The sequence below is a fragment of the Bacillus sp. FSL M7-0558 genome (assembly GCF_038003245.1).
Lineage (GTDB): Bacteria > Bacillota > Bacilli > Bacillales > Bacillaceae > Bacillus > Bacillus pumilus.
The window spans coordinates 543194-562617 of the sequence record NZ_JBBOOU010000001.1 but is presented as its reverse complement, the minus strand read 5'-3'; the positions used below and the strand labels follow the sequence as shown (position 1 = coordinate 562617).

Sequence of the window (19424 nt, the reverse complement as noted above, 5' to 3'; positions counted from 1 at the left end):
AGAGCCCTAGTTAGAGCCCTTAATCAGATACAACCGTCGCCTTCCCCTTCCAAATAAGGGTTAAGCCTAATCCGAGAAATAAGACAACACCTGCGAATAGAAATGGGAAATGTATATTTTGATCGAATAAAATCCCGCCAAGGGCTGGGCCGAAAATCGTACCTAGGCTTGTGTAGGTAGAGTTCATCCCTGCGACAAATCCTTGCTGATTGCCAGCGATTTTTGATAAGAAGGTCGTTAATGCTGGACGCAATAAATCAAACGCTAAGAAAATCACACATGTGACAATGAGGACTACCATAAATCCTGAGACGACAGTTGAAACAAAAGCGAGCACCGCTCCGACAATCAAGCAAAGCTGAATGACTCTTTTTTCCCCGAGGGTATTTACGAGTTTCCCAAACACCAGCACTTGGATGATAACCGCCACAATCGAGCTGACCGTAATAATCACCGCAATATCTTTTGGACCAAATCCAAACTTATGATTTGTAAACAAGCTGAAGACCGTTTCATACGCAGACAGTCCAAACGCGAGGACAAACACAATGATAAAAGCGATGAGATAGCTTGGATTGATCGATTTTTTCAAATCCTTAAAGAAGGTCGATTCCTTCACTTGATCCATCTGCTTCGCTCGCTCTTCTTTTGTTAATGGCTCCTTCAGCAAAAGCATAGACGAAATGACGGCTATAAAGGCAATCCCTGCTGCAAAGAAGAATGGCAGGCGTACACCGTATTCTGCAATAAATCCGCCAATCCCAGGACCGATAATAAAGCCGGTACTAATGGCCGCTGACACATATCCCATTGCCTTTGATCTTTCTTGAACGGTCGTGATATCAGCGACATAAGCAGTGACAGCTGGCATGATAAATGCCGCACTAATACCGCCTAGCAGCCTTGCAAAATACAGCACATACACGTGTGTCCCAAGACCGAAGACGAGTTCTGATAACGCAAATAGAAATAGTCCTGACACAATCATAATCTTTCTTCCATAGCGGTCTACCCATCTCCCTGCAATAGGTGATGCAATGAGCTGAGCCACAGCAAACGCCGCCACAAGGTATCCCATCGTACTCCCTGTTAGATGCATCACATTCATGAATAGCGGCATGACAGGAATAATAAGACCAATGCCTAAAAACGCAATAAATATGTTACTTAATAAAATAACGAGTACAGCTTTTTGCTCACGTATCGGTTTTTGCATGATGTTTGTTTCCCCTTTATTGATTCAATTGTTACTCATGATGGTTGATTCCGTGAATAATCAATGAGATCGCTTGTTTTTGTAATTCTTTTTTCTCTTCGATTGGATCATTTTTATACAACACGTCTAATCCGTAAAAAACGGATAATAATATTTTCACCGTTGACTCGACATGCTGGATCGACCAGCTGCCATCTTTGTTACCTTTAAGTATGATGTCTCTCATCACATCATCAAAGTCGACATCAATCTTGTTCAGCCGTTCCATGACCTCGTCTGATGTAAAGGCACTTGCACAAAATTCCTCACTTGCTCTCATTAATGGGTAGTTAATGCCCATTTGACTGAGCAGCTCTGCAAATCCTGCGAGCTGATCAATAGCCTGGTGCATCGTTTGTTTTTCCTGATGCCACGTCTCCATCATCAAGAGGTGATCCTCTTCCATGATATGAAGGAACAAAAACTCTTTTCCTTTAAAATGGTGATAAAGATTGCCTTTACTCACTTCAGCCGCCTCTAGAATATCTCGCACAGATGTTTCTGAATATCCCTTTTTTGCAAATAAATCACGTGAAGCGGTGACGATTTTTCGCTTCGTCTTCTCGCTCTTTTCAGCCCCGCTTTGTGTACTTGTCATCTTTCACAATCCCTTCTATCTTGCTTTTCTTCATCAGGACAATTCAAAACCGACCAGTTGGTTTATTTTTTATTATAAATGGATCATTCTCAAAATACAATGAAAAAGTCGTCGAAACAATCACTCATGCCACCTCCTTATTTAAATTACCTTAATATTTAACTTCACTTAACTATAAACATTGCCTATAATGGAGTAGAGGTGATGTCATTGGATGCAGAAATCATTCATTACAGTAAAAAAATCATTGAATACTCGAATGCACTAGGCTCCATCTACGTAGAAGAGTATCAACGATTTTTAAAACATGAATATGCAGATTTATCAGCCAAACAAGAGCTGACACTTGAATTATTACGGACAAAAACAAGAACAATCAACGAACTAGCTGATTACTTTTCCATTTCGGCAAGTGCCGCCAGCCAGCTTGTATCAAAGCTTGAACAGCTTGGCTATGTCAAACGAGAAATTAATCCACATAACCGGCGGGAAATCATTGTTGATTTTGCTGAAAAGGGTCATGACTTTCACAAGAATACAGAAGAAATTCAATTGCACCTTATTCAAAAATACTATGCAAAGCTTCCAAAAGAAGATTTAAAAACATTATTGTCTCTATACGAAAAAATCTATCAGATTGCGAAAGAAACGCCTTAATCCGGTGTTTCTTTCTCTGACATTTAAGTTAGATAAACTATTAAGGGGATGAAAGTATGGATAGTATTCATTTACAAGATGGACGTCATATTGGTTTGTGTGAATACGGGGATCTTGAAGGGTTTCCAGTATTCTTTTTTCATGGAACTCCTGGATCAAGAGTGATGTTTTTAGATGATGACCCCATTTCTAAAGAGCTCGGTGTTCGTCTCATCTGTTTAGACAGACCAGGATTTGGTTTATCTACCCCTCAACCTGAACGTACGATTTTAGATTGGGCAAAAGATGTGTTGGAAGTCGCAGATCATCTTGGCGTTCACCATTTTTCAGTGATGGGTGTATCTGGAGGCGGCGCATTCGCTGCTGGCTGTGCTTATCAATTGCCGAACCGAGTCCTTTCAGCCGCTCTGATTTCAAGTACAACGCCATTTCAGGACGGAAAACCGCCTAAAAGTATGCTCAAAGAAAACAAATTGGCTTTTTTCCTCAGTAAGAAGTTCCCTTGGCTATTAAGAGCAAGCTATCGTTCCCAGAAGAAAATGATTGAGAACAAACCAGAGAAATTTAAAAAGCTGGCCAAAAACGGGAACAAGCATTTACATCCATGGGACCGTCAATTTCTTCAAACCGATGAGCAATTAGAGATGATGATGACACATTTACATGAAGCCACTCGTCAATCGGTGGATGAATGTATTCATGAACCAGATTTGCTCTCGCGTCCGTGGGCATTCGATATGAAGGATATTCAAATCCCTGTTGATGTATGGCATGGAAAAGAAGATGCGATGGCTCCGTTTGTCGAAATAGAAAAATTAGCTCCTAGCATTCCAAACGTCAAAACCTATTATATCGATGAAGCGGGACATTTTCTTACAGATGTAGACGATATTTGGCGAGATATTTTACTCTCTTTAAAAACACGTGCAAAAGAGCATCATCAGGAGCACGCATAAAAAAGACCCGAAGCTTCGGGTCCCTTTCTTCATTAATATTTTTCATAATATGTCTGCACTTTACTTGGATCTTTTGTCTTCGTTAGAGCGAGCATAAGCAGAATGCGAGCTTTTTGTGGATTCAATGAATCTGATGAGACAAAGTGATGTTCATCATCCATTTTTTCATGGGTCACAATCCCATTTCCTGCACGGCTTGACCTCACGACGACTACATCTTTCTTTACGGCATCTGTTGCCCCTTTGATGGCTTCAGTTGACATCGTTCCATTGCCTGCTGCGGCAACGACTATCCCTTTCGCCCCCGATTTTACTGCTGCATCATACATGTATTTTTGATCATTTTGATAGCCGTATAAAATATCGACTTGTGGTAATTCTTTTATTTTTGATACATCAAATTCACTTTCAGACGTATGTTTTCTTGTTGGTTCGTTATAAAAGGAAACCACTTCACCAGCAATTTCTCCAATATAGCCTTGCTCAAGAGACTTGAAGGAATCGGTTGTCGTCGTGTTTGTCTTTGTAATAAAACGAGCTGATGCAATTCGGTCATTTAATGTGACCATGACCCCTTTGCCCTTTGCTTCTTTTGTAGAGGCAATTTTGACAGCATGATACAAGTTTAGCGGACCATCCGCACTGATAGCAGATGCTGGACGCATTGAGCCAACGACTACAACTGGTTTATCACTTTTGACAACCAAATGTAAAAAGTAAGCGGTCTCTTCAAGTGTATCTGTTCCATGTGTGATGACAATCCCATCGACTTGATCATCGTTTAAGAGTTTATTGACTCGTTTAGCTAATTTTAAAAGAAGAGCATCATCCACATTTTCACTACCTACGTTCGCCACCTGCTCACCTGTTACGTTTGCAATATCCTTGAGCTGAGGAACTGAAGCAATGACTTTATCGATGCCAAGTGAACCAGATTTATATCCTGTCGTATCTGTATCACTGTCTGAACTGCCAGCAATCGTCCCGCCTGTCGCTAATACCTTAATATTAGACAAGGACTTATTCCCTGTTTCTACGGCTGTCGTTTTGTCCTTTGATTCCTTAGATGCGGTTTCGTTTTCGCTTTGATTTTTCTCTTGGGTACTTGTATTGGCACAAGCTGCTGTCGACATTAATAAAACTGAAAGAAGGACAGCACCTAACCATTTTGTTACGTTCATTCGATCATCTCTTTTCTTAAATGTGATGGATTCAAAGCTAGGTCTCTTTCTATAGGATTTACTTTATACCATTCCTTCATTCATCAGCATGAGGCGAAAGATACAGAACCAAATAAAGGAAAAAAGGGCATTATTACACTTATTTTTTACATCTAAATACCTAACTTTACTTTTTAAAAAGGAGTATTGAGGTTGTTCAATTAAGAATAGTAAACGATGCTAGATCATCAATTTATGATAAAATATAGTGAATTTTACAAAAAGGAGTATACATATTGCAAAAGCTTCAATCATTTCACAAAATCCTAATAACACTATTCCTTAGTTCGATTTTACTCAGTCTGTTCGTATGCTTCTATCCACCGATTCAGGGAGAGCCTGCGTTCATGGTATTTTACGTTCCCATCTTTTTTGTTTGTTATTTCGTCTTTGCGGTTCCTTTGCAGTTGTTGTTTTCTTTGCAACCAAAGGCTTTCCATCCACTTTATCTTGCTGCTTATTTACTGATCGCAATGGTTGTCATGCTTTTTGTGATCGATGGTATTGGGAGTTCAGTATCTATACCTATCATTATCATGAGCAGTCTCATCTACTGGATCTTTGATTCTTTGCTTTATCAAAGAACGCATAAAAAAAACACCTAATGTGAAGGTGTTTTTAGCTGCTCGAGTATATGCTCACAATGATCCAAGTACGCTTGGCTAAGCAGGAAGCCTTTCGGTGCGGCGATCGCTGCTAATGTGATCAGGGCATTGGAATGATGAATGAGCGGATTCAGCATTGAATGCTCTACGTCTCTTATTGTTTGAATATGCAACCATTGAGGTGCTACTTCTTCCTCGTAGATCCTTTTTGTTTCTGCGGAATCTACGTTTCGGTCATTTTGTGCCAAAACCAAATAGATCGGTGATTGGATGCGCTTGATATCTGAAGTGGCATCGGCTTTCATGTTCTTTTGAATGAATTCATAACGATCTTTTGTCATCTCTTGATCGTCCGTTTTCTTTTGATATGTGCGAAATGCTGCGCCTTCTTCTAATAATTTGTTTTGCTCATCTTCTTTTTTGAGTGTTTTTTGAATTTGTTCTTTAGATGCATCCGCTTCTTTTAATGTTTGAAGTGTATTGTACCTTCCCTGTCTCATCCAATTGACAGCAGGCCCGACAAGGATGGAGGCTGTGATATCGGTTCGATCTGTCATTACTTTTGGGATCACCCAGCCCGCTTGGCTTGCTCCCCATAAGATGATTTGTTTTGATTGAAGATTAGGCTCTTTCTTCGCCCATTTGATCACATTCTCTACTTCCTTTGCACGATCATCCATGGATTGATGCAGCCAGTTTCCCTCTGATTGACCCACCCCGGGCTTATCCCATGATATAGACGCATAGCCTTGCTTTGCAAAGCGTTCCATTAAAGGTCTGTATCCTCCGTCATATGTGGCATTTTGTGGACCATCTCCGTGTACAAAAAGGACAATTCCTTTTATTGACTCCTTCTTAGGTGTTGTGACGATACCTGATAATGTCCCATCCGCAGTCTCCATGACGACTTCCTTTTCATTCATAGCAAAGCTGTTTTCATAAAATACAAATGCTGTGATACAAATGAAGGCCGCCACTGCGATGATCAGCCAAATCCTTTTTTTCAATTTCTATTCCCCGCTCTCTGTTCAACTGTGTACACCATGGAATCTTGGTACGTGACAGAGACCGGTACATTCTCATATAAGATCATATAAGAAGGCTGGGCAAACGGAGCTTCGTGTAGAAAAGCCTCAATTTCTTCAATGACTTTCTTTTCATCTTCGGCTAAAAAACTTTTGACCGCGTAAGAACCAGCATCCAGTCTCACATCGTAATCCTGTTCATTTGATACATAATAAGAAATTGTTGAGTCATCTTGCAGATTGATCACATAATATCTCTCCTCAAAAAGAGACAGATCCAGCTCCTTTTGGTGAACGATTTGTTTAAAGTCGAGCTCTGTTTCACTCTTTAGAAGATGATCTGGGATCTGTTTTAAATAACGAATTGGTCGATCTTGAGTCGTTGTTTGATTAAGCTGAAGGCTGTTTTGAATCGACAGCATATGCTCCAGACGCTGTTTCACTTCGCTCAATTCCTGTAGTTGCTTCTCGACCTGATCCAGCATACCTTGATAGGACAGAGTCATACCGGGTTCTTTCGAAAAGCTCTCGCTGATATCTTTTAAAGAAAACCCCGCCTTTTTTAAGAAGAGGATTTGATAAAGGGTGTAAATTTCTTTTTCATCAAATAATTGGTATCCATTTTGAGCGACCTTCGCAGGGCGGACGAGATCCTGTTCTATATAATGACGAAGCGTATACTTTGTGATGTTTAATAGCTTACATACTTCTCCACTTGTTACATACGTCACTAGATTCCCTCCTTGTGTACATAGTCTAAACCATGTGGTTACCACACAGTCAATCATGCCATAAAAAAATCACCGAGGACATCTTCCCTCAGTGATGTGTCATTTCTATTTCATACTTGGACCAGCATGTGAAAAAATCGGATCTTTCAATTCAAAATCAAATGTCTTGCCGTCAACAATACCGACTGTTTTCTCATGATCATACAGCTCGAGCAGACAAGCTGCCATTTCTTTTGATGTATGATATTTCTTGATATTGCCTTCATATTCGAATTGATCTACATCTAATGAACGCTTTGCAAATTCCGATTCTGTTGCAGAAGGTGCTAATATTTTTGCCTGTAACTTAGCTCCCTTTTCTTTCAACTCTAGTGCCAGTCCTTCTGTAAAGGCACTCACGTAAAACTTTGTGGCCGAATAGGTGACGGCATTGCCGACGACTGTATAGCCCGCTCTTGAAGAAATGTTGATCAGCTGAGCCCCTTCTACTTGCTCATAATCACGAACAAATAAAGTGGATAAAATCGTTAAGGCTTCGATATTCAGATGAAGCATATCTCCAATTTTACTTACATCCTGTTCTCCTATCGAGCCGAAATGGCCGAATCCTGCATTATTAATGAAGGTGTCGAGCTCATATTCAGCCAATGATTCATAAAATGAATACACTTGCTCCATGTCGGTTAAATCGACAGACTGTATATTTACTTCGATATCGGGATATTGATCAAGAATTTCCTTCTTCAGTTCTTGGAGTTTCTCGAGCCGGCGTGCAGCTAAAATAAGATTTTTGCCTCGTGCTGCAAAGGCCAGTGCCGCCTCATATCCAATACCTGAACTTGCTCCTGTAATGACTGTATAGCTCATTTTATATCCCCCTATGAACGTCTTCTAACTAGTTAAATTATAACGACAGCACTTCGCTCTAGTCAATTTTGAAGAGAATCACAGGGGTGATTAGCTTGTCTATCTTCATTCATCATGTTGGAGGATGTCATGTTGAGATTTTTTTGTTAATTTGTGAAAAACCAATTGGTAGGAATGTTCGATTAACTCCTCTACAAATGAAGCTGGAATGTCTGCATCAAGGTAGATGGAATTCCAATGAGTCTTATTCATATAATAGCCCGGAATAATCCCCTCATGCATCTCTCTTAGTTCTTCAGCACGTTGAGGGTCACATTTTAAAGTGATCACAGGCTTTCGATTCGCATCCCCGCCCATCATAGCAAACATCTTTCCACCAATATGATATCGATCTGCCTGCCATTCTGGCTGATAATCATGGGTGACTCCTTTTAAAGAAAGGCAAAATGCCTGTAGATTCTCTTTTTCCATTAGATTTGCTCCTTTTTAAGTCGTCTTCTATCTTTCTATTATATCGACAATGAAGGCATATATCTGATTTTTTTCATTCACTTCACAACAATAAAGCACAGACCCGCTGGGTTCTGTGCTTTTCTATCAATGCTTCTTTCTTATTCAAATGCCTTCTTCAATTGATCACTCATGAGATGCCAAGCTTCTTCAGCTATTTCTAAATCTCCGGCATGCGTGAAGGCGTGAGGGACTCCTTTAAACTGTCTGTACGTGACGTCTATCCCTGCTTCTTTTAACTTCTCAGCATATTGTTCGGCTTCTTGAGCTAGCGAATCTCTTTCAGCTGTGATAACGAGAGCTGGTGGCATTTGTGCCAAGGATGAACGATCGGCAAAGATTGGAGAAACGAGCGGATTGCGCGGATCTTGGCCTTGCAGATAGAAGGCATTAAAGAGCCTCGCCATTTCAACTGGGATCGCTTCTTCAAACGCTGGCTTTTGTGCTGGATCAGTGGCTAAATCAAGTGGCGGATAATCAAGCACTTGATAGACAATCGGGAGTTGGTTCCCTTTTTGAATATTTAAGAGACAAGCAGCCGTTGCCAAGTTTCCTCCTGCGCTATGTCCGCCAATGGCTATTGCTTTGGGATCTATTTGAAGCTCATCAGGGTGTTCATACAGCCACTTCAGCACATCGTAGCATTCATGAAGAGCGGCTGGGAAAGGGTGCTCTGGAGCAAGCTGATACTCGACATTGACGACGATACATTGGGCTCGGTCTGCAATGACCGGACACCAGTGGTTATCCATTTCAGCACTGCCTAGAATAAATCCTCCGCCATGTAAATTCACAAAAACAGGAAGCGACTGCTTTGATGTGTTGACCGGCTTAAATACCCATACCTTTGTTTCGCCAGCACTTGTTGGAATGTCATATTCCATTTTGTTCACTTCAGGTGGATGGACTGGTTTTAGTTCCGATTGACTCGGTAATGAACCTTCAGATGGTTGACGTAATGACTCAGCGATTTTGATTTGTTCTTCTAAGTTCATGATCTCAGTCTCCTGTCTTATTTATTTCTTCTTAACTCATTCGTTTCTTTTTCCTCTTTTCCTTCTACTGAATCAGCAGCACATTCACATTGGTTCACTTTTTATCTATCTCCCCATTTTCGCCCTCTTTGAAACAAGCATTGAGAAAATAAAAAAAGCACTGCGGCGCTAAGTCCTCAGTGCTTTTCATCTGTTTTATGAAACTTGCTGTTCTACCTTCACTCGTTTAATGAAGAAAGCGATGATCAAACCAATGACTGTCATGATCACAGCAAAGATAAATGCATGCTGGACGCCATTTGTAAAGGCGAGCAGCTTGTTCATCGGATTTGCAGGATCAGCCACATTTTCCATAAAGCTGCGGGTTCCTGATGAAAGGATTGAAATACCGACCGCAGTACCAATGGCTCCTGACACCTGCTGCAATGTATTCATAATCGCTGTACCATGCGGATATAGCTCTGGCGGCAGCTGATTTAATCCATTTGTTTGTGCAGGCATCATGATCATCGCGATTCCGACCATTAATGTAATATGAAGAGTCACAATGTATCCAATTGATGTATTCACACTTAGATTGGTGAAACCTAACATCGTCGCTGCGACGATCGCAAGCCCTGGAATCACAAGCCATTTCGGTCCAAACTTATCAAATAAACCACCCATGATAGGAGATAGCAGACCGTTGATAATTCCACCTGGCAATAGCATTAAACCTGCTGTAAAGGTCGTTAGTGCCAAGGATGTTTGCAAATACAATGGCAAAATCATCATAGCAGACAGCATCACCATCATACACACTAAGATCAGCAGTAACCCAATGACAAACATCGGATATTTAAACGGGCTTAAGTTCAGCATCGGTTCCTTCATATTCAACTGTCTGAGAGAGAATACAAGAATCCCAATGACACCTACTACAATTGCCACGATCACATGCATACTGCTCCAGCCGCCGCCTTCACCGGCGCTACTAAAGCCATACACAATTCCTCCGAAACCAATGGTTGAAAGCACAATCGATAAGATATCGATTTTCGGTCTTGTTGGCTCAGTAATATTTTGCATGAAGATAAAACCAAAGACGAGTGCAGCTATTAATAGCGGAAGTGAAATCCAGAAAATCCAATGCCACGTCAGCGATTTCAAAATAAGGCCAGAGACTGTTGGACCAACAGCTGGTGCAAACATGATCACAAGACCTATAATCCCCATAGATCTACCTCGTTTATGAGGCGGGATGATTACCAAAATCGTATTGAACATCAATGGAAGAAGCAATGCTGTTCCGACTGCCTGTACGACACGTGCCACCATTAAAATACTAAAGACTGGCGCAACTGCTGCGATAAAAGTTCCAATGATCGAAAAGACGAGCGATGTCATGAAAAGCTGTCTTGTTGTAAACCATTGAAGAATGAGTCCTGAAATTGGTACGAGAATACCAAGTGTTAATAAATATCCTGTTGTCAGCCACTGAGCTGTCGTCGCTTCAATTCCAAAGTCTAACGTTAAGCTTCTCAGCGCCATATTTAGTGCCGTTTCACTGAACAGGCCAATAAAACCGGCTGTGATAAATGAGATAATAATGGGCAGCGTTCGAATATGAGAAGCTGCTGCTTGCTGTTTGTTCATAGTAGGTTGGCTCCTTTTCTTTTTCAAATTAAATCAATCATAGGAAGTAAGGACGGTCAGAAATGAGCCACTTCAATGTCTATTGAAAACAGATAAAATCTGTTTTTCTGCAGCGAATTGAGCGATTTTTTCGATTGAATAACCAGATTCATGAATATAAAACATCAGTTCAGGCGTCATCGGAGAGGACATACAAAGTGTCGTCAGTTCAATATCCTGTATGTTCGCTTCCCCTTTTTCATCTGCTTCTTCTAGCAAATCACGAATCATTTGCCTAAGCGATTGACTGTAATGACAGTCATACACTTTGCTTGTCTGCTCTAAATTCCCAGATATCGTAAGCATCCGAATCCAGTCTAAATGATGACCGACAATGAGATGAATTTCTTCGAGCACATAACGCAAACGTTCACGAACTGGCTGGTCACTGATTTTGCTCAAGTAAAGATGCAAAGCAGGGATCAGCTGTTCAAATCTTTCTCCAAGGATCGAAAGGCACAAATCACTTTTATTGGCATAACGGCGATAAAGAGTACCCTGCCCAACACCAGCTGTTTTGGCAATTTTATGCATGCTGACATTTTCCACACCAAATTCCTGAAACAAAGTAAAAGCGACTTCTTCAATTTCCTTCCCAATATCCTTTTCCATGATGCTTCACCTTCTTTACCTTCATCCATATTGCACTTCTCTCTATGTGTTCAATCAAAACTTTTTGATTTTCATTAGGACAATTGTACCGGTATTATCTTACGGACAACTGTCCGCTTTGTCAATCATTCTTTAGTAAATCGCCTGAAAAAGATCATTTTCTTTCATAACTTCCTATAAAAAAATAGAAGAGTCTAGTAAAATATCCTCTTTAATATCATATATTAGACCGATTTTCCATTTCGAGAGAATCATGTATGATCAATTAAGAAAACGCTTTCAAAACAAGAGAGGGGAATGCCTACATGTCTTACCGTGTGAAACGAATGTTAATGCTGCTTGTCACTGGAATCGTCTTGAGTTTGTCCACATTTACTGCGGGTGCCTCGGCCCAAACAGGCGGGTCGTTTTATGAGCCTTTTAACAACTATAATACGGGGTTATGGCAAAAAGCCGATGGGTACTCGAATGGAAACATGTTTAACTGTACGTGGCGTGCAAACAATGTCTCCATGACGTCGTTAGGGGAAATGCGGTTATCGCTTACAAGTCCTTCCTATAATAAGTTTGACTGCGGAGAAAATCGTTCCACTCAAACATATGGCTACGGGCTTTATGAAGTCAGCATGAAACCAGCCAAAAATGTTGGGATCGTGTCTTCGTTCTTTACTTATACAGGACCGACTGATGGTACGCCTTGGGATGAAATTGACATCGAATTTCTAGGAAAAGATACGACAAAGGTTCAGTTTAACTACTATACCAATGGTGTAGGAAATCATGAAAAGATCGTCAACCTTGGTTTTGATGCAGCAAACTCTTATCACACGTATGCATTTGACTGGCAGCCTAACTCGATTAAATGGTATGTGGACGGACAATTAAAACATACTGCCACTACTCAAATCCCTCAAACACCAGGAAAGATTATGATGAACCTCTGGAATGGTGCAGGTGTCGATGAATGGCTCGGCTCCTATAACGGTGTTACACCACTCCATGCGCATTATAACTGGGTGCGTTACACAAAAAGATAACCACATTACAAAACCTGTGACTTGTCACAGGTTTTTCTTCATTCAAATGGAATTGGTTTTTAGTTGATGAACGAGCTTTTGTTCATAACTGTGGATAATATCTTCATAACTTTCTATCTTGTAATCTAACCGCTTAATCGTCTCTTCGATTTCCTTTTGCTTTTCTACAAGTCTTTCTCTCTCATTGACCAAAATACTTTTCCGCGAGGACAGGGTATGATCCTCGCCCTCGATAAATAAAGCCGTATATTCTCGAAGTGCATCAATTGAGAGACCCGCATTTCTCATGCATTTTATAAATTCAATCCACTGAATATCCTCTTCTGCATAATCACGAACACCGTTTTCATCCCGCCGGATCGGTCGAATTAACCCAATATTCTCATAGTACCTGAGCGTAGCAGTAGATAAATTGAGCTGCTTGGCGGCTTGTGCTATTTTCATTGTTTTCACCCTTCTCTTCTTCTTTCACCTTATGAAAAATGAAATTCCTTCTTCTCATCATCTCCAATTTGATAGAGAACGCAAGATGCTTTTGGCTCAATTCTTTATTTAAGGATGTTGAAAAGCCTGAAGAGGGTTCTCTATTGACTTAGAGTTCACTTTAAGACGTACAGTATAGAAGTAGAACAGAATCTTACTTTTGAAAGGATGATCCAGAATGTGTCAGACGCACCAATCAAACGTTTTAAGTGTTTCACATGCAAAAGCGAATTTTGAACGGACAACCATTGAACGAAGAGCACTTCGTCCACATGATATTTTAATTGATATTCAATTTAGCGGGATCTGTCATTCAGATATCCACAGCGCCTTTGATGAATGGGGCGGCGGTATTTTCCCAATGGTTCCGGGTCATGAGATTACTGGAGTTGTTACGGCTGTCGGTGATGCTGTGACGAAATTTCAGATTGGAGACCGTGTAGGCGTTGGCTGCTTTGTTGATTCCTGCGGCACCTGTGAATATTGCCAAAACGGAGACGAGCAATATTGCACGAAAGGAGTCGTCCAAACCTATAATAGCATTGATTATGACGGAGAACCAACTTATGGCGGCTATAGTCAGAAGATTGTCGTGACAGAGCGCTTTGTCGTCAGCATTCCAGATCAACTATCCCTTGATGCCGCAAGTCCTCTTCTGTGCGCTGGCATTACCACTTATTCTCCGTTAAAGCACTGGAAGGCAGGCCCGGGTAAAAAAGTGGCCATCGTCGGGATGGGTGGACTCGGTCATGTCGCCATTCAATTCGCACGTGCACTTGGCGCTGAAGTCACGGTATTGAGCCGCTCTATGAATAAAAAAGAAGAGGCACTGTCATTTGGTGCAAAAGACTATTTTGCCACAAGTGATCCCGATACATTTAAAACATTAGCCGGTCAATATGACCTCATTCTCAATACAGTCTCTGCCAATATCAATGTAGACGCCTATTTATCCTTACTTCGCGTGGATGGAACCTTAGTGAATGTCGGTGCACCGCCTAATCCAGATCAATTCCATGTCTTTTCATTAATTTCCGGCCGCCGTAGCATTGCTGGTTCACTCGTTGGCGGCATCCAAGAAACACAAGAAATGCTCGATTTCGCAGCTGCTCACCATATCGCACCACAAATTGAAGTGATTAACGCAAGTCAAGTTGATGAAGCGTATGAACGTGTGCTGAAAAGTGATGTGCGTTATCGGTTTGTCATTGATATTTCGACATTATGATCGGATTCTATCTGGAAAGACCAGCTCAATGGCTGGTCTTTTTTAATGGTGGATATCCTGTTTTTCTTGTAGTGAGATTTTAGAGGATATGTTCAAAAATCATCCAACATTTTCATGAAATCATCTCTTTTTTTTAGAACTAAATTTATTGACAAAAAATAAATAAACATGTTATTATTAAAAATTTGATTATTTTATCTCTAAGTGTGGTACCCTTAAAGTAGATACATGATATGGAGGCGGATGATATGTTTCAAATTGGTGATAACATTGTTTATCCAATGCACGGAGCAGGTATAATTGAAGCCATAGAAGAAAAAGAATTTTCTGATGAAAAACAACAGTATTATGTGATTAATATGTCAATCAGTCATATGAAAGTGATGATTCCAACACGGAAAATATCGGGTTCACGCATTAGACCTGTTACAGATATACTGGCATTAAACAATGTGATGGACATTTTCCAGCATGGCAAATCAGAGCAAATACTGACATGGAAAGAACGACATACAATTAATACAAACAAAATAAAAACGGGTAGCATCCAAGACGGTGCTGAAGTTGTACGTGACCTGATGCGTATGAAAAAAGAGAAAGCACTAAATGCAAGTGAAAAGAAAATGCTAGATGATGCCCATGAATTTTTGCTAAGTGAATTAGAGGTCATCAAAGGGATTACAGAAAAACAAATCAAAAGTTTCTGTTAAGAACTCTGCCGCTCTTTTGGGCATCCCTCACCATTTTTGAATTCAAGTTCTCTGACCCACCCTTCAATTAATGAAAGAAAAAAGAATTTATTTAGGCAAATTCCGCATATTGTAAATCCAATATGCTATACTGTTGATAAACCTTTGAAGCATGAATTTTTTTACGATTACCTTGTAACATCTCCCTACTTGTACGCTGAGTAGGGTTTTTTATTGAAGAAATAAATGAAAGCACAAAAAAACAGGCTCTCTACAGAGAACCTGTTTTAAAAAAATGAAGATTAAGCAGTTTTTTGAACGTTAGCAGCTTGAGCTCCACGAGAACCTTGCTCTACGTCAAATGTTACTTTTTGACCTTCGTCTAAAGATTTGAATCCGTCACCTTGGATAGCTGAGAAATGTACGAATACATCGTCGCCTTCTTCACGTTCGATAAATCCAAAACCTTTTTCTGCGTTAAACCATTTTACTGTACCTTGTTCCATGTTTGTTGCCTCCTAGTGCGTTATCACACAATGTATTATACTATCCTTGCCCAAAGTATCCTCAAGACGAAAAGTCTTTCTTCATGCTATCCTTTACGCCGAACAAAAATAATTAATCTTATTGTAACATGATTCGGAAATAATTGCAATTTAGGATTTAAAAGAGCAAAATCAACGATCATACTCAATTTTGTTCTTCTCTGACTTTAAACTATTTTTTTGCAAAAAGGGTGTTCAATCCGAAAGGAATAAACAAGTTTATAACGTCAATCCATTTTTCAGACATCTTTCAGCTTTATTTAAAAGTAAGGAATAACGAAACATTACTGTACTCTTAGAAAATTGATGTCATTTTTATTTTAGTTAAGGTTAGCATCTTTATTTCTATCAATTCTTAAAGTTACTATAAGACTAGCTACGCTGGCTAAAGTTCCTACAACAGAAACAACAATTGTTAAAAAATCTGGAATAAGAAATCCTATTGGAATGAGCCCCAGAAAAGATAGAACAATAAAACATTGGTATACACTAGATATAGTTCTCACAATCAAGTGACTGAAAAAGGACATCACTAAAGGAGGAATGAATAAACATACCATTATTACAATTGATATTATTAAGATGTGAGGCTGATCAAATGAAATGACATGATCCCCAGGGGAATTTTTGGCAGCCACTAGCAAAACAACTATAGACATCATGAGAGTAAGTAAAACTAGAGAAAACCTTTTTATCATGTTATAACTCCTTTGGTTGATCTTAAGCGACTTAATTTCTTTTTATCAAATTATCTCATTATAACCTTTATTTAACAATATGAAAGATGAAAGGAAACTAAAAGCTGAATAAAAGAGCTTATTCAGTTCTTTTATGGACAACAATCACATCATGACTGACAACTATTCTTTAGAGGATAGTAATTAAGATTTCACAGCTAGCATACTATCGATGTATCTTGTTATCACTTTATAGTAAAAGAGCACACAAAAAAAATACCAATGGTACACGACCCTTGGTATTTTTTAGAGATGCCCGAGAGGACTTGAACCTCCACGGGGTTATTCACCCCTGACTCCGATTTGCACATATTTTGCACAAAACCTAATCTATTTCTTTACATTTTCCGACTCAAGTCTGATTAACCAGTTATGAACTAATGAGTTAAATACATCGGGTTGTTCGATTTGCAGGTTGTGGCCAGCCATATCAAGCACTCCAAAGGTTGCCCTTGGATAGTCTTCGATCAGCCGCCACGCATCGTGATATCCAACTACATTGTCTTGACGCCCTGTGATAATGAGCGTGGGATACTGAAATTCAGATGTAATGTCGAAGGTATAGCCATATCCATTTTGAAGAATGTTATTGATGAATTCATGATTTGTTTGTTTTGAAGGAAGGTAAATTTCATCTCGAAACCTCTCCCATTCCGGTTTTCCTTGCACAACTGCCATGGAGCAAAATTCATCCGTCTCCTCTGGAGAGAGTTGTGATATCAAGCTGCTGTCACTTTTTAGAACGGTCTTCTCTGGCACGACTCTTTGATCGAATACAGGTATAGTCATTGGGGCCACAAGTAGTAATCCACGAACGGTTTCTAGGCGTGAATGAACAATACCTCTAGCTATGTACCCTCCATACGAATAACCACAAACAATAAACTGTTCATCAGGGATCATTTCGTCCAAAAGACGCAATACCGCTTCTAACATATCATCAGAATTCTGAATAGATGGATGCGGCTCGGAACGTCCCATACCCGGTAAGTCTATGTATATTCTCTTCCAACCGCTTTGTTTTTCAAATACCGGTTCCAATGCATGTAACATCACTTGATGGTCAAGTGTCCAACCATGTAATATAACGATCGGATATCCTTCTCCAATGACTTTATGGTAAATTGACATGTATTTGCATCCCCTTTTCTAGCGCTTCCCTAGTAATCTCAAGATTTTTTGTTGTTTTTCTTCATCATAGCTTAAAGTGAATAAAATCTTTGTTAGGAAGCTATGCTATGATTCCCTAACGAACTTCTCACGTAGATGGATTTTATTATGACTTTGATTTTTCTAATTGGTTTTCGCCCCATAAAAGAAGTTGTTCAAATATAGGGATCAGCTCTAGTCCTGCCCCAGTCAATGAATATTCTACTCTTGATGGAACTTCATTATACTGAACTCGTTGAACAATTCCGTTTTCAATCAGGTCCTTTAATGATTGATTGAGCATTGTTCCTGTAATTCCATACACTTTACGCTTTAACTCATTATATCGAATCTCCTTGTAACTACATAGTACAGCTAAGATTTTCAAATTCCATTTTCCCGCTAATATATTTAATGCATAATTCGCTGGAGCTATCGCTTTATTCAGCTCACTTTCAGTCATATTTTATCCACCCCTTAGTCAGTTTTTCCTTCCTTAAGCAGTTTATATTGCGTACTTGTTAAATCAATTCCATTTATTATAATCAAATATGTAAACCGTGTCATCCATGTAATAGAGAGCAAAATTGATTATAAAACCCTTCAAGTTAATACTTTTTCAAGGAGATGGAGTGAGTAAATGAAAAATGAAAAGATGCGTGCTGCACAATATTCTAAATATGGATCACCGAATGTTCTTTTTGAAGATTCTATATCAAAACCTGTTATAGAATCTGGAGAAGTACTCATTCGTATACATGGGTCGAGTGTAAACTCTATGGATACACTGTTTCGATCAGGTAAGTTAAAACTATTAACGGGTAATCAATTCCCTAAAGGGACAGGGGCAGATTTTTCTGGAGAGGTTGTTGAAGTAGGATCGAACGTAAAAAGTTATCAATTAGGTGATAAAGTGTGGGGAGTTCTTCCTATGAATCTCAGGAGCCAAATTGGTAGTGCCGCTGAATATGTAGCTATATCACCTGAGAAAATATCTAAAACTCCTACAAAGATTGATCTCATACAAGCCGCGGCATTGCCTGGCGTAGGTGCTACTGCAATTATTGCCTTAAAATATCAAGCTAAACTTAGAAGAGGCGAAAATTTACTTGTACGTGGTGCAAGTGGAGGAGTCGGAAGCATTGCGATTCAAATTGGAAAAATGTTAGGTGCTCATGTAACTGCTCTTGCAAACGAAAAACATCTCACTTTTCTTCAAGAGCTAGGTGCAGACGAAGTACTTGATTATAAAAAGACGTATCCTACTGATCTTAAAAAGTTTGATGTAGTCATGGACACAGTTGGAACTGACCTCAAACATTATAGGCGCCTGCTTACAAAGAACGGAAGAATGATTACTATTGGATTTCCTAGTTTTTCGTCTTTCATATATATATTAGCTTCAACTACTTTCGGTTCTCGTAGAGTTCGCACATTCAGCGCAAACCCCAAAAATGAACTTTTAAAAGAATTAGCATCTTATGTAGATTCCAACAAGGTCAGACCAGTTGTTGATAGCATTTATCTTTTATCTGATGTTGCCAAAGCTCATCATTCCTTAGAAACTGGAGGTGGACGAGGAAAACGTATCATAAATTTACTTGATAACAAATAAACCATCAAATGACATGACATTATTCAATTTTTCTGTTGTAAGAGGTACATGCTTGGTAGCCATTTCAAATCTTCCAGCTCTTCTAAAGTATTCAGCTGCTTCTAATGCAAAGTCTTCAATATCACTATACATTTTCCTGCTTTTTAAGAACCCAAAACATCGGTCTAACAAATGCTTATCTTCTTTTAAATACAGACCTTGAAGAATGTTAAATTTCGAAATATACTCGACATCCA

The 19424-nt window shown here is 39.6% G+C and carries 21 protein-coding genes; 6 read left to right on the top strand and 15 right to left on the bottom strand.

Features of this window, described 5'->3' with window-relative positions:
* Positions 1-19: 19 nt before the first annotated feature.
* Complete coding sequence (locus MHB79_RS02765; RefSeq protein WP_340988891.1) at positions 20-1216, bottom strand: MFS transporter; 1197 nt, start codon at positions 1214-1216, stop codon at positions 20-22.
* Positions 1217-1247: 31 nt separating this feature from the next.
* Positions 1248-1853, bottom strand: coding sequence for a TetR/AcrR family transcriptional regulator (locus tag MHB79_RS02760; RefSeq protein ID WP_106033097.1), 606 nt, complete (start codon positions 1851-1853; stop codon positions 1248-1250).
* Between the two features lie 204 nt (positions 1854-2057).
* Between MHB79_RS02760 and MHB79_RS02755 the strand changes: the two genes are divergently transcribed.
* Positions 2058-2510, top strand: a complete 453-nt coding sequence (locus tag MHB79_RS02755) for a MarR family winged helix-turn-helix transcriptional regulator (protein WP_050945644.1) — start codon at positions 2058-2060, stop codon at positions 2508-2510.
* Positions 2511-2566: 56 nt separating this feature from the next.
* Positions 2567-3466, top strand: a complete 900-nt coding sequence (locus MHB79_RS02750; RefSeq protein ID WP_340988888.1) for an alpha/beta fold hydrolase — start codon at positions 2567-2569, stop codon at positions 3464-3466.
* A 32-nt stretch (positions 3467-3498) separates the two neighbouring features.
* On the opposite strand, the gene MHB79_RS02745 is transcribed toward MHB79_RS02750, so the two are convergent.
* The 8 genes from MHB79_RS02745 to MHB79_RS02705 all read right to left on the bottom strand — a co-directional run bounded on the left by MHB79_RS02745 (position 3499) and on the right by MHB79_RS02705 (position 11705).
* Positions 3499-4647, bottom strand: a complete 1149-nt coding sequence (locus MHB79_RS02745; RefSeq protein WP_268459887.1) for a type II asparaginase — start codon at positions 4645-4647, stop codon at positions 3499-3501.
* Positions 4648-5287: 640 nt separating this feature from the next.
* Positions 5288-6298, bottom strand: a complete 1011-nt coding sequence (locus MHB79_RS02735; protein WP_340988886.1) for an alpha/beta hydrolase family protein — start codon at positions 6296-6298, stop codon at positions 5288-5290.
* A complete protein-coding gene (locus MHB79_RS02730) occupies positions 6295-7047 on the bottom strand; it encodes a helix-turn-helix domain-containing protein (protein ID WP_161522987.1) in 753 nt (250 codons plus the stop codon). Before MHB79_RS02730 ends, MHB79_RS02735 begins: the two co-directional genes overlap by 4 nt.
* A gap of 105 nt (positions 7048-7152) precedes the next feature.
* Positions 7153-7914 carry an SDR family NAD(P)-dependent oxidoreductase gene (locus MHB79_RS02725; RefSeq protein ID WP_050945638.1) on the bottom strand — a complete coding sequence of 254 codons (762 nt, stop codon included), beginning with the start codon at positions 7912-7914 and terminating at the stop codon, positions 7153-7155.
* Between the two features lie 105 nt (positions 7915-8019).
* On the bottom strand, positions 8020-8385 hold the full coding sequence (locus tag MHB79_RS02720) for an MmcQ/YjbR family DNA-binding protein (RefSeq protein WP_003213869.1): 366 nt from the start codon (positions 8383-8385) through the stop codon (positions 8020-8022).
* A gap of 140 nt (positions 8386-8525) precedes the next feature.
* Positions 8526-9419 (bottom strand): alpha/beta hydrolase, encoded by an 894-nt coding sequence (locus tag MHB79_RS02715; RefSeq protein ID WP_212046667.1) that lies wholly within the window; start codon positions 9417-9419, stop codon positions 8526-8528.
* Positions 9420-9614: 195 nt separating this feature from the next.
* Positions 9615-11054, bottom strand: coding sequence for a DHA2 family efflux MFS transporter permease subunit (locus MHB79_RS02710; RefSeq protein ID WP_050945631.1), 1440 nt, complete (start codon positions 11052-11054; stop codon positions 9615-9617).
* Between the two features lie 72 nt (positions 11055-11126).
* Positions 11127-11705, bottom strand: a complete 579-nt coding sequence (locus tag MHB79_RS02705; RefSeq protein WP_050945624.1) for a TetR/AcrR family transcriptional regulator — start codon at positions 11703-11705, stop codon at positions 11127-11129.
* Positions 11706-12010: 305 nt separating this feature from the next.
* Between MHB79_RS02705 and bglS the strand changes: the two genes are divergently transcribed.
* Positions 12011-12742, top strand: a complete 732-nt coding sequence (gene bglS, locus MHB79_RS02700; RefSeq protein WP_003214284.1) for a beta-glucanase — start codon at positions 12011-12013, stop codon at positions 12740-12742.
* 42 nt (positions 12743-12784) lie between these two features.
* Here the strand turns inward: bglS and MHB79_RS02695 are convergent, their stop codons facing one another.
* Positions 12785-13186 carry a MerR family transcriptional regulator gene (locus MHB79_RS02695; RefSeq protein WP_113386745.1) on the bottom strand — a complete coding sequence of 134 codons (402 nt, stop codon included), beginning with the start codon at positions 13184-13186 and terminating at the stop codon, positions 12785-12787.
* 217 nt (positions 13187-13403) lie between these two features.
* On the opposite strand from MHB79_RS02695, the gene MHB79_RS02690 reads away from it, so the two are divergent.
* Both MHB79_RS02690 and MHB79_RS02685 read left to right on the top strand, forming a co-directional pair.
* Positions 13404-14453 (top strand): NAD(P)-dependent alcohol dehydrogenase, encoded by a 1050-nt coding sequence (locus tag MHB79_RS02690; RefSeq protein WP_003213908.1) that lies wholly within the window; start codon positions 13404-13406, stop codon positions 14451-14453.
* 248 nt (positions 14454-14701) lie between these two features.
* The gene (locus tag MHB79_RS02685; protein ID WP_106030184.1) at positions 14702-15163 is read left to right on the top strand and encodes a CarD family transcriptional regulator; all 462 of its coding nucleotides are present in this window, start codon (positions 14702-14704) and stop codon (positions 15161-15163) included.
* A gap of 281 nt (positions 15164-15444) precedes the next feature.
* On the opposite strand, the gene MHB79_RS02680 is transcribed toward MHB79_RS02685, so the two are convergent.
* The 4 genes from MHB79_RS02680 to MHB79_RS02665 all read right to left on the bottom strand — a co-directional run bounded on the left by MHB79_RS02680 (position 15445) and on the right by MHB79_RS02665 (position 18036).
* A complete protein-coding gene (locus tag MHB79_RS02680) occupies positions 15445-15648 on the bottom strand; it encodes a cold-shock protein (RefSeq protein ID WP_003214229.1) in 204 nt (67 codons plus the stop codon).
* Positions 15649-16007: 359 nt separating this feature from the next.
* On the bottom strand, positions 16008-16385 hold the full coding sequence (locus tag MHB79_RS02675) for a hypothetical protein (RefSeq protein WP_113386744.1): 378 nt from the start codon (positions 16383-16385) through the stop codon (positions 16008-16010).
* Positions 16386-16754: 369 nt separating this feature from the next.
* Positions 16755-17555 (bottom strand): alpha/beta fold hydrolase, encoded by an 801-nt coding sequence (locus MHB79_RS02670; protein WP_310026154.1) that lies wholly within the window; start codon positions 17553-17555, stop codon positions 16755-16757.
* A gap of 145 nt (positions 17556-17700) precedes the next feature.
* On the bottom strand, positions 17701-18036 hold the full coding sequence (locus tag MHB79_RS02665) for a winged helix-turn-helix transcriptional regulator (protein ID WP_310026151.1): 336 nt from the start codon (positions 18034-18036) through the stop codon (positions 17701-17703).
* A gap of 177 nt (positions 18037-18213) precedes the next feature.
* Here MHB79_RS02665 and MHB79_RS02660 point away from each other — a divergent pair, with 177 nt between their 5' ends.
* Complete coding sequence (locus tag MHB79_RS02660; RefSeq protein ID WP_310026148.1) at positions 18214-19188, top strand: NAD(P)-dependent alcohol dehydrogenase; 975 nt, start codon at positions 18214-18216, stop codon at positions 19186-19188.
* Positions 19189-19424 lie beyond the last annotated feature (236 nt).

Coding starts and splice junctions, on each gene's coding strand:
- MHB79_RS02765 (WP_340988891.1), bottom strand. CDS start 1,216: ATGCAAAAACCGATACGTGAGCAAAAAGCTGTACTCGTTATTTTATTA.
- MHB79_RS02760 (WP_106033097.1), bottom strand. CDS start 1,853: ATGACAAGTACACAAAGCGGGGCTGAAAAGAGCGAGAAGACGAAGCGA.
- MHB79_RS02755 (WP_050945644.1), top strand. CDS start 2,058: ATGTCATTGGATGCAGAAATCATTCATTACAGTAAAAAAATCATTGAA.
- MHB79_RS02750 (WP_340988888.1), top strand. CDS start 2,567: ATGGATAGTATTCATTTACAAGATGGACGTCATATTGGTTTGTGTGAA.
- MHB79_RS02745 (WP_268459887.1), bottom strand. CDS start 4,647: ATGAACGTAACAAAATGGTTAGGTGCTGTCCTTCTTTCAGTTTTATTA.
- MHB79_RS02725 (WP_050945638.1), bottom strand. CDS start 7,914: ATGAGCTATACAGTCATTACAGGAGCAAGTTCAGGTATTGGATATGAG.
- MHB79_RS02720 (WP_003213869.1), bottom strand. CDS start 8,385: ATGGAAAAAGAGAATCTACAGGCATTTTGCCTTTCTTTAAAAGGAGTC.
- MHB79_RS02715 (WP_212046667.1), bottom strand. CDS start 9,419: ATGAACTTAGAAGAACAAATCAAAATCGCTGAGTCATTACGTCAACCA.
- MHB79_RS02710 (WP_050945631.1), bottom strand. CDS start 11,054: ATGAACAAACAGCAAGCAGCAGCTTCTCATATTCGAACGCTGCCCATT.
- MHB79_RS02705 (WP_050945624.1), bottom strand. CDS start 11,705: ATGGAAAAGGATATTGGGAAGGAAATTGAAGAAGTCGCTTTTACTTTG.
- bglS (WP_003214284.1), top strand. CDS start 12,011: ATGTCTTACCGTGTGAAACGAATGTTAATGCTGCTTGTCACTGGAATC.
- MHB79_RS02695 (WP_113386745.1), bottom strand. CDS start 13,186: ATGAAAATAGCACAAGCCGCCAAGCAGCTCAATTTATCTACTGCTACG.
- MHB79_RS02690 (WP_003213908.1), top strand. CDS start 13,404: ATGTGTCAGACGCACCAATCAAACGTTTTAAGTGTTTCACATGCAAAA.
- MHB79_RS02685 (WP_106030184.1), top strand. CDS start 14,702: ATGTTTCAAATTGGTGATAACATTGTTTATCCAATGCACGGAGCAGGT.
- MHB79_RS02680 (WP_003214229.1), bottom strand. CDS start 15,648: ATGGAACAAGGTACAGTAAAATGGTTTAACGCAGAAAAAGGTTTTGGA.
- MHB79_RS02675 (WP_113386744.1), bottom strand. CDS start 16,385: ATGATAAAAAGGTTTTCTCTAGTTTTACTTACTCTCATGATGTCTATA.
- MHB79_RS02670 (WP_310026154.1), bottom strand. CDS start 17,555: ATGTCAATTTACCATAAAGTCATTGGAGAAGGATATCCGATCGTTATA.
- MHB79_RS02665 (WP_310026151.1), bottom strand. CDS start 18,036: ATGACTGAAAGTGAGCTGAATAAAGCGATAGCTCCAGCGAATTATGCA.
- MHB79_RS02660 (WP_310026148.1), top strand. CDS start 18,214: ATGAAAAATGAAAAGATGCGTGCTGCACAATATTCTAAATATGGATCA.